Annotated in this window: 12 protein-coding genes; 7 read left to right on the forward strand and 5 right to left on the reverse strand. The window is 37.4% G+C overall.

Going from position 1 to position 13,694, the window contains the following annotated elements:
• Positions 1 to 167: 167 nt before the first annotated feature.
• A complete protein-coding gene (gene odhB, locus CXF67_RS05745; protein WP_102087879.1) occupies positions 168 to 1,442 on the reverse strand; it encodes a 2-oxoglutarate dehydrogenase complex dihydrolipoyllysine-residue succinyltransferase in 1,275 nt (424 codons plus the stop codon).
• Between the two features lie 30 nt (positions 1,443 to 1,472).
• Complete coding sequence (locus CXF67_RS05750; protein WP_102087880.1) at positions 1,473 to 4,286, reverse strand: 2-oxoglutarate dehydrogenase E1 component; 2,814 nt, start codon at positions 4,284 to 4,286, stop codon at positions 1,473 to 1,475.
• Between the two features lie 192 nt (positions 4,287 to 4,478).
• Here CXF67_RS05750 and CXF67_RS05755 point away from each other — a divergent pair, with 192 nt between their 5' ends.
• Positions 4,479 to 5,453 (forward strand): polyprenyl synthetase family protein, encoded by a 975-nt coding sequence (locus CXF67_RS05755; protein ID WP_102087881.1) that lies wholly within the window; start codon positions 4,479 to 4,481, stop codon positions 5,451 to 5,453.
• A complete protein-coding gene (locus CXF67_RS05760) occupies positions 5,454 to 5,804 on the forward strand; it encodes a hypothetical protein (protein ID WP_102087882.1) in 351 nt (116 codons plus the stop codon).
• Here the strand turns inward: CXF67_RS05760 and CXF67_RS05765 are convergent.
• On the reverse strand, positions 5,795 to 6,589 hold the full coding sequence (locus tag CXF67_RS05765; protein ID WP_102087883.1) for a PhzF family phenazine biosynthesis protein: 795 nt from the start codon (positions 6,587 to 6,589) through the stop codon (positions 5,795 to 5,797). The genes CXF67_RS05760 and CXF67_RS05765 overlap by 10 nt on opposite strands.
• 118 nt (positions 6,590 to 6,707) lie before the next feature.
• Between CXF67_RS05765 and CXF67_RS05770 the strand changes: the two genes are divergently transcribed.
• From CXF67_RS05770 to CXF67_RS05785, 5 genes are all read left to right on the forward strand, one after another.
• A complete protein-coding gene (locus tag CXF67_RS05770; RefSeq protein ID WP_102087884.1) occupies positions 6,708 to 7,070 on the forward strand; it encodes a BlaI/MecI/CopY family transcriptional regulator in 363 nt (120 codons plus the stop codon).
• Positions 7,070 to 8,686 carry a M56 family metallopeptidase gene (locus CXF67_RS05775; protein WP_102087885.1) on the forward strand — a complete coding sequence of 539 codons (1,617 nt, stop codon included), beginning with the start codon at positions 7,070 to 7,072 and terminating at the stop codon, positions 8,684 to 8,686. Before CXF67_RS05770 ends, CXF67_RS05775 begins: the two co-directional genes overlap by 1 nt.
• A gap of 116 nt (positions 8,687 to 8,802) precedes the next feature.
• Positions 8,803 to 9,333: a tetratricopeptide repeat protein gene (locus tag CXF67_RS18705; RefSeq protein ID WP_257984609.1), complete on the forward strand. Its 531-nt coding sequence runs from the start codon at positions 8,803 to 8,805 to the stop codon at positions 9,331 to 9,333.
• Positions 9,318 to 9,569 carry a hypothetical protein gene (locus CXF67_RS18710; RefSeq protein WP_257984610.1) on the forward strand — a complete coding sequence of 84 codons (252 nt, stop codon included), beginning with the start codon at positions 9,318 to 9,320 and terminating at the stop codon, positions 9,567 to 9,569. Before CXF67_RS18705 ends, CXF67_RS18710 begins: the two co-directional genes overlap by 16 nt.
• Positions 9,570 to 9,960: 391 nt before the next feature.
• Entirely contained in the window at positions 9,961 to 11,058 is a 1,098-nt protein-coding gene (locus CXF67_RS05785; protein ID WP_257984611.1) for an acyloxyacyl hydrolase, read from the forward strand.
• 112 nt (positions 11,059 to 11,170) lie between these two features.
• Here CXF67_RS05785 and CXF67_RS05790 read toward each other — a convergent pair whose 3' ends face one another.
• Together CXF67_RS05790 and CXF67_RS05795 are read right to left on the reverse strand one after the other, a co-directional pair.
• Positions 11,171 to 13,324, reverse strand: a complete 2,154-nt coding sequence (locus tag CXF67_RS05790; protein WP_102087886.1) for a prolyl oligopeptidase family serine peptidase — start codon at positions 13,322 to 13,324, stop codon at positions 11,171 to 11,173.
• 59 nt (positions 13,325 to 13,383) lie between these two features.
• Positions 13,384 to 13,671, reverse strand: a complete 288-nt coding sequence (locus CXF67_RS05795) for a nuclear transport factor 2 family protein (RefSeq protein ID WP_102087887.1) — start codon at positions 13,669 to 13,671, stop codon at positions 13,384 to 13,386.
• Positions 13,672 to 13,694 lie beyond the last annotated feature (23 nt).

Consider the following 13,694-nt stretch of genomic DNA (forward strand, 5'->3'; position numbering starts at 1 on the left):
TATACGACATTATAAATTTAATTTGGTATAAAGCAAATGAAAACCCTTAAGAAATGTATCGAAACCCACGAAAGCTAAAGAAGGCAAAATCAATTTAAAACAGAAACAAAAAACCCTGAAGCTTTGCAAAACTTCAGGGTTATAACTTAATTAGAAAGGCTTGTTATCTAAAGCTCTAAGGCTTTTTCTACATTTCCGTTCATCAATAATTCTTTAGGATCTTCTAATGCCTCTTTGATGGCAACTAAAAATCCAACAGATTCACGACCATCAATAATTCTATGATCGTAAGATAAAGCGACATACATAATTGGACGTATTTCAACATTACCGTCTATAGCGACTGGGCGCTCTACAATATTGTGCATTCCTAAAATCCCACTTTGCGGAGGATTGATAATTGGAGTAGATAACATAGACCCAAAAACACCCCCATTTGAAATAGTAAAGGTTCCTCCTGTCATTTCATCTACCGTAATCTTACCATCTCTAGCGCGAGTTGCCAAGCGTTTTACTTCTTGCTCAACCCCTCTAAAACCAAGATTTTCGACATTACGCATCACGGGTACCATCAAACCTTTAGGCCCTGAAACGGCAACACTAATATCTTTATAATCGTAAGTAATCATTTCTTTACCATCCACCATACTATTGACAGAAGGAAATTTGTCCAATGCACGAACAACGGCTAAAGTGAAAAAAGACATAAAACCAAGACTAACGCCGTGAGTTTCTTTAAATTTTTCTTTGTACTGAGTTCTAAGATCAAAAATAGGCTGCATATTGACTTCGTTGAAAGTCGTTAACATAGCCGTTTCATTTTTAACACTTACCAAACGCTCAGCAACCTTTCGTCTCAACATAGACATTTTACTTCTAGTCTCGCTGCGTTTCCCAACTCCTGGCGACCCCATAGAAATTTTCGCTTCTGCGTTGACGGCATCCTCTTTGGTGATCCTACCATCTCTACCTGTCCCTTTCACCTCTTTAGAGTCGATTCCCTTTTCGTCTAAGGTTTTCTTAGCGGCTGGAGAAGGCGTCCCTGTTGCATAAGTCTTTTTAGAGGAAGATGTTTCCTCTTTAGTTTCTTTTGAAGCTGGCGTTTCCTCTTTTTTAGGGGCTTCTTTTTTATCTTCTGAAGAGCTTTTAGAAGAATCTTTAGACTTAGATTTTTCTTTTTTATCGTCACCACCAGATGGCTTTTCGGCCTCCGTATCAATCAAACAAACGACATCGCCTACCTGAACAACATCCCCTTCTTGGGCTTTAAAGGTGATAATTCCAGAGGCTTCTGCAGGAAGTTCCAAGGTTGCTTTATCGCTATCTACTTCAGCAACAGCTTGATCTTTTTCTACATAGTCTCCATCTTTTACTAACCATTCTGCGATTTCAACTTCGCTAATTGATTCTCCCGGAGAAGGGACTTTCATTTCTAAAGCCATAATATTATGTGTTTCGTAACTTGGTTTTTATTATTTGTAGTCGTTTAAACAATTGTCTTTTGAAGCATCGAATACATAATCGATAACTTCGTCGTGTCTTCTCTTGAATCGTGCTTGACTCCCTGCCGCAGGAGAGCCATAAAAACGTCTACTACAGACTCTAAAGTCTTTTGTTTTATCATATTGCAACAGAAGATGTGTGTAGGCTCCCATATTCCTTGGTTCTTCTTGAGCCCAAACCACATCTTTGGCATTCTTATACTTCTTGATGATTTTATTCATCTCTTCTTTAGGCAAAGGAAAGAGCTGCTCAACTCTCACTAAAGCCACATCATTTCTTTTTTCTTCTTCTCGTCTCTTTTTAAGATCAAAATAAAATTTACCAGAGCAGAACACAAGAGTCTTTGTCTCTTTTACCTTAGCCTTGGCATCATCAATAACAGTTTGGAAACTTCCCTCTGCCAATTCTTCTTTTGAAGATATTACCTGTGCATGCCTCAATAGACTTTTAGGCGTAAATACAATGAGAGGCTTTCTATAATTTGTTTTTTGCTGACGTCTTAACAAGTGAAAATAATTTGCTGGACTGGTACAGTTGGCGACAAACATATTGTCTTTTGCACACAACTGAAGGTATCTTTCCATTCTTGCTGAAGAATGTTCTGACCCCTGACCCTCATAACCATGAGGTAGCAGCATCACTAAACCATTTTGCGTTTTCCATTTATCCTCTGCTGAGGAGATGTATTGATCGATAATGACTTGAGCTCCATTACTGAAATCTCCAAATTGTGCCTCCCAGATGGTTAGCGACGAAGGACTTGCCATGGCATAACCATAATCAAACCCTACCACAGCATATTCTGAAAGAAGAGAATTGTAAATATAAAATTTAGATTGTTCTCCACCTAGATTATTATGGGGGATATACTCTTCTTCGCTATTTTCAGTTATGATAACCGCATGTCTGTGGGAAAAGGTTCCCCGCTCTACATCTTGTCCAGATATTCTTACATCATGACCTTCTTTCAATAAAGTTGCGTAAGCTAGAAGCTCGCCCATTGCCCAGTCTAACTCATTTTTTTCAAAATACATAGTGTGACGAGTTTTCATGAGCTTATTTATCTTCTTCATGAAAATCTTATCCTCTGGCAAGGTCGTGATGGCTTCTGCTAGTTTTGAAAGTTCATTCAAGTCGAAGGTGGTGTCCACAGGCTTGAGCATCTCATCTTTATCTGCAGCTTCATAACCCTTCCATTCTTCTTGGAGAATTTCGGTAATCACTACATTATCATCTTTCTTAGAGTCTTCGAATTCTTCGCTAAGTTTAGACTTTACACTTTCCTCTAATTGGTCCAAGTAATCTGTATTTATGATCCCTTGTTCCTCCAATTTGTCTGCATAAATATCTCTAGGATTTTTATGCTCAGAAATTGCCTTGTATAATTTGGGCTGAGTAAATCTAGGCTCATCCCCTTCGTTATGTCCATATTTTCTATACCCCAACAAATCTATAAACACATCTCTACCAAATTCCATTCTAAATTGGAGTGCAAAATTCATCGCATGGACAACCGCCTCTGCATCGTCTGCATTCACATGGAGCACAGGAGATAAGGTCACTTTAGCGACATCTGTACAGTAAGTTGAGGATCTTCCATCTATATAATTGGTAGTAAACCCAATTTGGTTATTCACTACAATATGGATAGTTCCTCCTGTTTTATATCCGTCTAGCTGTGCCATTTGGACTATTTCATAGGCAATCCCTTGCGCTGCGATAGCTGCATCCCCATGGACAACGATAGGTAAAACATATTGTTCTTCTCCCAAATAATGGACGTCTTGCTTTGCTCTCGCTATACCTTGCACAATAGAACCAACAGTTTCTAGGTGAGACGGGTTAGGAGCCATGTTGAGATTGATTTCTTTACCTGAGTCGCTTTGGCGTTTACAGGTCCATCCTAAGTGGTACTTCACATCACCATCAAATCCATCGACTTCATAATCTTTACCTTCAAACTCGTTGAAAATCGTTTTCGCACTTTTACCAAAAATATTCACCAAGGTATTTAAACGGCCACGGTGAGACATTCCCATCACAAACTCTTTTACTCCTATATCTGCTGCTCCTTCTATTAAGGTATCTAAAGCAGGAATTAAAGATTCGTTACCCTCTAGTGAAAATCGTTTTTGTCCAACATAGCTTTTATGTAAGAATGTTTCGAAAGTAACAGCTTCATTAAGTTTTCTTAAAATATTTTTCTTCTGAGTATCAGAAAAATGAGTCTTATTTTGATTGTGATAAATTTTATCTTGAATCCATTTTATTTCTTTCGGATTTCGAATATAGGCGTATTCTACACCGATAGAATCACAGAAGACGTTCTCCAAAAACTCGACGATTTTTCTCAAGGAGGTTTTGCCAATGCCTATAATTTCTCCAGCTTCAAATTCTATATCCAGATCTAACTGGGATAAACCAAAGTTTTCAATGTCTAGTTTTGGTGAATATTTACGACGCTCCCTGACAGGATTTGTTTTAGTAAATAAATGTCCGCGGTGGCGATAGCCATCGATAAGGTTAATAACTTGGAATTCTTTCTGCACATTTTTTGATACCTGAATCTTTTCAGTTTCTTTGGTTTCAGAATTATTTAGGGTGACAGTTGTTGTTACATTAGAGGGTTCTCCAAGAGGTTCTCCAGACTCTAAACCAAAGTCGAAACCTTGAAAAAAGGCTCTCATGCTTGGCTCTGTACTGTCAGGATTTTGTAAATATTGATTATAAAGATCTGCTAATAGCGATGGAGACATCGCATTTAAAAAGGAATATTTGTCCATATTGGTATTACGTCTTGTAATGTGTCTTACAAAATTACGATTTCTATCTAAAACTATCTTCTTTTGGAATAATTTTATCATTACTTCTGCGATAAGCCTTGAGGCTTAAACAAAATCGAGGTGCCATCGCAAACAATTTTATAAAAAACAAGTTAGAAACTTCAAAAGATTTATTTTAGCACAAAAAAATTGATGTTGGATTTAGAAGCTTATAAGTTGTCTTTTTTAGAATATATGGAGGCTCAAGTTCCGAAGAAAGAACCTAGAAATCTATATGAACCTATAGAGTATATTCTTGGACTCGGAGGAAAACGACTGAGACCTGTGTTGGTCTTAATGAGTGCCGATATTTTTGGTGGAGGCCGAGAAAAAGCAATGGATGCAGCGCTAGCAATTGAAATTTTTCATAATTTTTCTTTGGTACATGACGATATTATGGACGACGCCCCTCTGCGAAGAGGACAACAAACCGTCCATGAAAAATGGAATATCAATACAGGAATTCTCTCTGGAGATGCCATGCTCATCAATGCCTACCAATTGTTTGAAAATTATCCGGCAGAGCATTTCAAGCCCTTAGCAGAACTCTTCACAAAAACAGCTATTGAGGTGTGTGAGGGACAACAGTATGATGTCGATTTTGAAGAAAGAGATGACGTCACTATTGAGGAATACCTTAAAATGATTGAATATAAGACCGCTGTTTTGGTAGGTGCGGCTCTAAAAATGGGTGCTATTGTAAGCGATGTATCTCAAAGTATACAGAGTGAAATCTATGAGTTCGGAAGACTTCTAGGTATTGCCTTCCAAATCCAAGATGACTATTTAGACACCTTTGGAGAGCAGGCCGTCTTTGGAAAACAAATAGGCGGAGACATCATAGAAAACAAGAAAACCTACTTATACCTAAGAGCTTTGGAGTTGGCAGACCAAAGTAGCGCAGAGCAACTGAAACATCTCTACACTATTTCGCCAGAAAACCCCTCTAGTAAAATAGAAACTGCCAAGCAAATCTTTGAAGATTCTGGTGCGGGAAAAGCAACGACAGCCAAAATAAAAGACTTTACTGAAATGGCTTTTGAGCGCTTAGAAGATATCGATGTGTCTCAAAAAGGAAAAGACTTCCTTATACAATTTGGCACTAACTTGATGAACCGAAAGATGTAAATGAATTGCCCTTCAGAACTTAATGAGGTTATTGACCAGCTAGACAAGTATGCCGAGGTTTGGGAGCAGCTTATTCAACAACTCAATAAAGATATCGCCTTGGTTGGGCTTAGTGATATCGAACTGCAAACCAAAATCACACCAGAAGAACTATGGATCGAGCTGCAGCCCCTCTTTTCTGAACTGATGCATCAGAAAACAGCAAGCCTTATTCATCTGTTGTATAGAATAGATATTCACGAGAAGGAAATTCAAGACTTAATGAGACACGACGACTTTTTGGAGCGTTTAGTCTACAGAGTTGTGGAGCGAAGCTTTCAAAAAATATATTGGAGATCGGTTTATATGTAAAGTTCAGCTTTAAAAACGGTTTTAGCCTCTCCTAAAATAAAGACACTACCCTGCTTCATCTCGAGTTTTAATTGTCCTTTACGCTCAGAAATTTGTTCAGATTTCAAAAAGGATGTGTTCAGTTTTTTAGACCAATATACCCCGAGAGCACAGTGAGCAGAACCTGTAACGGGATCTTCCAGAATACCCAAATTTGGCACAAAACACCTGCAAACAATATCCCTCTCTGGGGTGTTGGATACTGCTGTAAATATGCTTTGACCAAGACCTAAATCCTGAAGTTGCTTGGCTTGAGGAACAAAATTTTGAAGCTCTTCCTCCGAGGATAATACCAATAGATTCCAATCGTTGGTCACTCCAAAAGCCTCCTCCACGTTTATATTCAATAGATTTTGGTCAGCTGCTAGAATGAAAATTGGTTTTAACTCATACTCTGGAAACTTCATCTGAAGTTTCCCTCCTATTGATCTAATTTCCAACACATCCTTCATCGCGTTGAAGCGAATCACTTCTGTGGATAATACGTGTTCAGTTTCAAAAAGAATATGAGCTGCAGATAAGGTTGCATGTCCGCAAAGAGGCACTTCTGCTTTTGGAGTAAAAAATCGAATATCGAACTCTTTTTCTCTAGGAACCACGAAAGCAACTTCAGACACATTCATTTCCTTAACGATATTTTGCATGAGATCTTTTTCCAAAAATCCGTTTTCTAAAAGCATAACTCCAGCGGGGTTTCCTTTAAAGAGCCGATCTGTAAATGCATCTACTTGATAAATTGTGGCCATAAGTTCAAAAATTGTGGAGTAAATCTAAGGTTTTTCAAAACCATCTTAAACAAACTTTAACAACTAATATATTAGTTTAACTATAATGTTAGTTTATATTAGTCAAAAATTATAACTTATGAAACCACTCACCAGAGCCGAAGAAGACATTATGCAACTTTTATGGCAAAGAGAAAATGCACGTGTTGCTGAGCTTATCGTTGATATGCCAGAACCCAAACCTGCTTATAACACCGTGTCGACCATAATAAGAATTTTGGAAGACAAGGGATTTGTAGGTCATGAAAAAGCAGGCAGAGGTTTTAAATATTTTGCCCTTGTTGACAAATCTACTTACCAGAAAGCCAGTATGAAAAAGATGGTAAACTCCTATTTTGAGGGATCGTTTAAAAACATGGTTTCCTTTTTTGTAAAAGAGAAAAATATGAGCGCCAAAGATTTGGAAAGTATACTTAAAGACATCGATAAAACCGAAGACTAATGGGACTTTATATCTTGGATGTTATCCTTTTTCAAAGTTGCTTTTTAGGACTCTATCTGGTTTTTAAAAAAGAAACCTTTTATTCCTATAACCGCTTGTATTTGCTTGGGACTGCTTTGCTTTCTTTTATACTTCCCCTGTTAGACTTAGGTTTTTTGGCCTTCGATTTGGGGAGTGCTAATTCCACAGAACAAACCGCCTCTCAATTACAAAATTATTTTTTGATGGGTGAGGAAGTGAACTTAACGGCTTCAGGGCAAACCTCTAATCCCCAGACGTCCTCTTGGACTCTAGACGCGTTTTTGAAGCTTGTATATCTTATGGGCTTAAGTATATTCTGCCTCAAATTCAGCATAGGGTATTGGAAACTTAAGCAACTTACAGCAGCTGCAACTTTTGAGTCTTATAGAGAGAACATAAAATGTTACAGCTTGTCATCCTCCAATACTGCTTTTACCTTTTGGAATTCCATTTTTATTGGAGACCAAATTACTAAAGACCAGCGGGATAAAATTATCGTCCATGAGCTGGAACATGCCAAAGCCAATCATGGAGTTGACCTGTTATTTTCTGAAATAGTACGCACTTTACTGTGGCTTAGTCCAGCCCACCATGTATTGAAAAGAGAGCTATTACTGGTGCATGAGCTTCAAGCGGATGCAGTTGCGGCTCAGCACATAAGCAAGAAAGAGTATGCCCAAAGCTTACTTAACCAAGCTTTTGGGACACAAAATTTTAAATTTTCCAACTCGTTTTTTAACCATTCACAATTAAAATTAAGACTTATGATGTTACAAAAAAAGAATTCCAGCTCCAGAAGTAAATTAAAGTATCTTCTGATTTTACCACTTGTCGCTTTAATGCTTATGTACACCGCCTGTAAAGAGGAAAGCAAGGAAGATATCCAGCAACTTTCCAAGCAATCTGAAGCAGAACAACTCAAAGCCCAGTATATGTATGAGCTTAAGGACGCTGTTGAAAAATACGGAATGTTTTCAGACGATATGCCAAATAAGTTTGAATTTAAAAAAGACAATGAGATTAACTCCAAAGAAGATTTCTATAGGCGAAATGTTTATATGATTTTCATGGCTGAAAAAATGGAAGAAAAAAGCACTGAGCGAACTAGGATTACATATTCTGATAATGCTGTGTTTGAAAAATTTAAAACTCAGACTTACGATGAATTTCTCGAAGAAATAAAAAATAAAGATGAAATCATTGAAGTGATAGAAGAAGAAGCTATTGGAGATGTGCCCTTTGCCGTTATTGAAAATGTTCCCGTTTTCCCAGGTTGTGAAAGCTTAGACTCTAATGTTGAACGCAAAGAATGCATGAGTAAAGAGATAAGTCAATTTGTTAATGAGAACTTCAACACCGATCTAGCCTCTGGTTTAGGACTTAAAGGAACGAATAGAGTTTATGTCCAATTTAAAATTGACAAAACTGGCAAAATAGTAGACGTAAGAGCTAGGGCTCCACATCCGATACTCCAAGCTGAAGGGGAACGAATCATCAATAAATTACCCACTATGAAACCTGGTGAACAGGGCGGTGAGAAAGTGGGTGTTCTCTACTCTTTGCCTATTGTTTTTATGGTGTCTGATGAAGATTAAAAAAAACTTCATCCTTCTTATTCTTGTACACCTTTTTGGAGGTGTACAAGTTTGTTTTGGTCAGGATCTAGATAGTTTGTTTGCTGTCGGGGAGTATTCTAAAGTCCTTGAGAATTATGAAGACTCACCCCCCTACTCACTTTGAATCTAAAATACTTAAAGCAAGAAGTCTTCACGCCAAAAGGTATTATAACAGAGCATTAGACGCCTATCGGGAGACCTTATTCCCAGAAGATGATAAACCCAGATATCAATTTGTATATGCCAAGCATTTAAAAGATGATGACCAATTTAAACCTGCAGATAGTTTATTTACTCAGCTTCATGATCGCTATCCTAGCAATCCAGTATTCTCTTACCAACTGGGACTTACCAAAGCAGAGCAAGGCTCTAAGTCTGTGGATATATTTTATTTGAAGGCTTTACAACAAGACCCTAATCATCAAGCTGCCGCCTATGCTTTGGCAAAATATTATTTCAAGATCCACAGTTTTAAATACCACCATCAATTAACAAAAGTATATTCCATGCTTAAGGATTTTGAATCTGCAGAAAGCCATGCCCAGCTCTCCATTGGGTTAAAGGACACCAGCTTGGACCAGAAGCGTTTTACTTTAGCTTTGGCAAGATCATGCAAGACAAATTAAAAGAAGGTATACAGTTGCTAGAACTTGCCATAGGAGAATCCCCTAAGTTTGAAAGAGCTTATGTAGAAATGGCGTTGACCGCAGATCGACTCTATACAGATACCGATAAAAAATTAGCGTACTATAAACGCTACGAGACTCAGTTTGATAATGATGAAACCTCAACCTTCAAAAAAATCATTTATCGAAGGTTAGCCGACCTAAAACGGGAGGAGCATTTTAAGGCAAATGACTAATGACTTTCTGTTTATTTTGAAAGGGTTACTTGTTTTATTCTCCAGAAATAAGTTTTGATGGATTTTTTAAAGAGTTTGATCCTCTTTTTTATCTTTTTTCATTTTGATATATCCCCTCACCAATCGCATTCCTAGTCTTGCGAATAGAATGATTGCAATTACCATGACTATATTAAATCCATCCATTTATCATTTGGTTTTTTGCTCGCACTAATTTTATACCAAATTAAACCTATAATGTCGCAATAAATCGTTTTACCGAAACAAATTCGGCACGGGCTTTTTTCACCTTCTTTTTATCAAAAATTATTACCGCAACTAAAGCTATGCTAATTATTTTTATCTTCAATCTATCAAAGAATAATTTAATTTAGTGTACTTCAATCTCATTATGAAAAAATTAATGCTGTTTTTAATTGTGTTTAATTTTATAAGCTTTGTGACTAAAGCTCAATATGATGGCATTTTCACCGAAAGTAGACCTATGGTTTTGGGGGTGAGTTTTGATTATGCTAATTTATTAAAACATACAGAATCGCTTAGACAAATTGACAACGCCTATCCCTTTGCCATACAATTGGATTGGAGTAAACACTTGATTACACAAGAATCTTGGGCCTTTTGCAATTGCTTTCCCAGAGTAGGAGTTAGTCTTGCGTATTGGGATTGGGATAACCCTGAAGTGCTTGGTATAGGTATTATGCCTTTAGCCTATATAGAGCCTTACTTCCTAACTCAAAAACGAATCAATTTATTTGTAAGAATAGGCCTTGGGGGTGCCTTTTTAACCCAGCAATATGATGAAATAGACAATCCTCTAAACGAGTCTTACAGTACCTTGTTTAATTTTATAATTGTATTAGGAGTAGGCGTGAATTACAGGTTAACAGACAAGCTCAATCTAAGATTAGCAGCCAAATACAATCACATTTCCAACGGAGGGGTAAGAACCCCCAATAAAGGATTAAATTTTCCAAGTTTAAATATAGGAGTAAACACCAGTCTTAAGCCCATTGAGTTTCCCTCCCCTACAAAAAACGGAAAGCGGAAGCCTCCAGACGACAAAACACGATGGTCAGTGGTGCATTTTTCAGGCTGGAGCAATGCCAATGTGGGAGATAAAGATAAGTTCTATGTTTTAGGTTTTCAAGGAAACTATGCAAAATGGGTTGGGGGCAGAAGTGCGTTAACAGCAGGAACCGAGTGGACTTTTGACTATTCCAGGAAAGAACGCCTTAACTTAGAAGGAAGCAATGCTGACTTCAGTCAAGGGGCGTTTTTAGGAGGCCATGAGTTTTGGTTAGGCAGCGTTACCTTTAGCCAACAATTAGGGGTGTATTATTTTAACCAGAATCGCTCTACAGATGCAGTATACCAACGCTATGGACTCAGCTATCTTTTTACAAAACATGTTTTTGCAGGATTTAACTTAAAAACACACTTGCACGTTGCAGACTTTTTTGACTTTAGGATAGGGTATGTTTTTTAAAGTAGTGGTCTTTATTTATTTTCTAGTTTTAATTCTATCTTGATGGCAGTAATTAACGCATCATTCATTTTTCATAATCTATATATTTAGTGGTTGTTAAATAGTTTTGTTTTTAATACTTAAGCTGAAAATCCGGATGCCCACTTTGCCACATCACAAAGGCCAATTGGTCGGCAAAATTTGCCCAAGTGACTTCGTTATCTTCGGTAAAATGGCCGTTATCGTAATTCACTTTCATCAATACAGGTTTGCCGGAAGCACTTGAATTTTGAACGGCTGCCGCAAATTTTGCAGGTTCCCAAACGGCAACACGAGAGTCGTTCCAACCGCCAATACAGATAACTGCCGGATAATTTACGCCATCTTTTACGTGTTGCATACCATCCATTTCATATAATGCTTTCGCTTCAATTGGGTCTGTTACGGTTCCAAATTCTGGTATGTTGACTGGTCCGTTTGATGAAAATTCGCCTCTCATTGCATTGGAGCATCCTACATTATTAATGGCTGCGGCAAACAAATCGGGCCGTTCGGTAATGGCTCTTGAAATTAAAATGCCACCAGCACTTGTGCCCATTCCAGATAATTTTGAAGATTTTGTATAGCCTTTGTCAATCATATATTCGGCACAGCTAATAAAATCTTTCCACGTATTTGGTTTGGTGGTTTTATAGCCTGCTTTATACCAAGCTTCACCTTTTTCACTGCCACCACGAACGTGCGGAACGGCATACACAACGCCTTTTACTACTAATGCGTTTATTATAGAATTAAAAGAAGGCGTCATACTATATCCGTAAGCGCCATAGCTTCTCATAAAGCAAACATTGGAGCCGTCTTTTTTTGTGCCTTTTCTATAGATGATAGATAAGGGAATCATCACACCATCGTGACCTTTTACTTCTACTTCCTCAACCACAAGATCATCATATTCATAAGGATAGACAGATGGTTTGTTGTATTGGCTAGCTGTGAATTTTTCTGTTTCAGCATTAAATAAAAATTCGGTGTAGGGTTTGTTCCAAGAGGTAATTCCTACTATGAATTCATTGGTTTTGATATCTATAGATTTTGAAGAAACCGTACCACTTAATGGCATTTCAACTTTTGATGTTTTATTGGATTTTGGATTAAATTTGAAAAGATGCATATTAATACCATCACTATAACTCAATAATAAATAATCTTTAGAGCGTATTGCAGACTTTAAAACCATTGTGTTTTCGGGAACTACAACGGTTGCATTGTCCCAATCGGGATTTTTTAAGTCTGTTGAAACGAGTTTATAATTTTCAGCATCCTTATGGGTAATAGCATACATTTTACCATCCAAAACGGACGGTTGCCCAATCAACTTATCTGATGTGTCCATCAATTTTTTCCAATTGATGTTTCCTGAATTGAATTCACTTATGGGCGCATACCACATTTTCAATTCGTTTTGTACCGTGCCTTCGCCAGCAAAAACATAATCTTTTGTTTCATCCATTAAGACAATATAAGGGTATGACTTTGCTTCAATATTTAAGTTCGGATAGGTTTCATTACTGAAAAAATCGGCGTCGGTTTTATAATCCGTTCCTATTTTATGAAGTTTTGTTTTTGGATTCAGTCGTCCTTCGGGATCATTATTGTCGGCAGATTTTATCCACATATACAGTATGGCACTATCATCGAAACTCCAAGCCATAGCGCCGGCTGTTGCAGGAATTTTGTCTTTCATAAAAGTTTTTGAATCAACATCCATTATTTGCAGGGTTGAGACTTCTGCACCTTGTTCAGAATAGCCGATCACTATCTTTTTACCATCATGACTTGGCATTGCGGATTCAACAATTAAGGTTTTGCCTCCAATAAATGTTAATGGGTCAAACAGCAACACTTCAGGACTGTTCAAACTTTCCTTGAAATACACTTTGCTCACTTTCTCGCTGGGCATTTGTTTTTGGTAAAAAATGCGGACATTTTTAATGGTTTGGTTAGAATAGCTGGCAGGTTGTAGATTATTCAGTTTTCGCCATTCGGCAATCAATTCGTCCCTGCCGTTGATGGTGTTCATTGTAGCGTTAGAAAAATCAGCTTGCTGCTTAAACCACGATTCAACTTCGGGGTTTTTCATGTCTTCGAGCCAGCGATAGTTGTCTTTATAGGTAATCCCGTGATAAGTATCACTTACTTCTACTTTTTTGGTCGTTGGGTAATCCCATTGCGCGAAAACGCTTGAGCCAAAAAGGACGACCATTAAAAATACTATTATATTTTTCATAGTGATTGGTTTTTATGTGCCTACTCTATTAAGGTTTTCGGCTTTACCCTTTTTTAATATTAGTTCATAAAATAGACCTTTTGAGTTTTCTCCTTTTCATCTTGCTCGAAAACCTTAGAAATATTAAACTCAAGATCAGGCAAACCCGTTATTAGATTTTTATAATAGGCTTTAAAATCGTCAACCCCTCCAATGTTTTCAGAGCTTAAAATTGTTATACTTGTCTTCGCAAAATAAATGTCGTTCAGACTATCTATTTGCCTTTTATTTATAAATTCATCCCAAACCTGTCCGTACATTTTGATGTCTTTTTTAATCGTATTTGTATCGGTAAAGGAAGCTGTCATCCCAATAATTATCAAAATAAATA

Source organism: Psychroflexus sp. MES1-P1E (assembly GCF_002836055.1).
Classification (GTDB): domain Bacteria; phylum Bacteroidota; class Bacteroidia; order Flavobacteriales; family Flavobacteriaceae; genus Psychroflexus.

Excerpts from the sequence above, each read along its gene's own strand:
- CXF67_RS05760 (WP_102087882.1), top strand. The coding sequence starts at position 5,454 with ATGAATTGCCCTTCAGAACTTAATGAGGTTATTGACCAGCTAGACAAG.
- CXF67_RS05765 (WP_102087883.1), bottom strand. The coding sequence starts at position 6,589 with ATGGCCACAATTTATCAAGTAGATGCATTTACAGATCGGCTCTTTAAA.
- CXF67_RS18705 (WP_257984609.1), top strand. The coding sequence starts at position 8,803 with ATGAAGACTCACCCCCCTACTCACTTTGAATCTAAAATACTTAAAGCA.
- CXF67_RS05795 (WP_102087887.1), bottom strand. The coding sequence starts at position 13,671 with ATGACAGCTTCCTTTACCGATACAAATACGATTAAAAAAGACATCAAA.
- CXF67_RS05775 (WP_102087885.1), top strand. The coding sequence starts at position 7,070 with ATGGGACTTTATATCTTGGATGTTATCCTTTTTCAAAGTTGCTTTTTA.
- CXF67_RS05790 (WP_102087886.1), bottom strand. The coding sequence starts at position 13,324 with ATGAAAAATATAATAGTATTTTTAATGGTCGTCCTTTTTGGCTCAAGC.
- odhB (WP_102087879.1), bottom strand. The coding sequence starts at position 1,442 with ATGGCTTTAGAAATGAAAGTCCCTTCTCCGGGAGAATCAATTAGCGAA.
- CXF67_RS05750 (WP_102087880.1), bottom strand. The coding sequence starts at position 4,286 with ATGGACAAATATTCCTTTTTAAATGCGATGTCTCCATCGCTATTAGCA.
- CXF67_RS05755 (WP_102087881.1), top strand. The coding sequence starts at position 4,479 with ATGTTGGATTTAGAAGCTTATAAGTTGTCTTTTTTAGAATATATGGAG.
- CXF67_RS18710 (WP_257984610.1), top strand. The coding sequence starts at position 9,318 with ATGCAAGACAAATTAAAAGAAGGTATACAGTTGCTAGAACTTGCCATA.
- CXF67_RS05770 (WP_102087884.1), top strand. The coding sequence starts at position 6,708 with ATGAAACCACTCACCAGAGCCGAAGAAGACATTATGCAACTTTTATGG.
- CXF67_RS05785 (WP_257984611.1), top strand. The coding sequence starts at position 9,961 with ATGAAAAAATTAATGCTGTTTTTAATTGTGTTTAATTTTATAAGCTTT.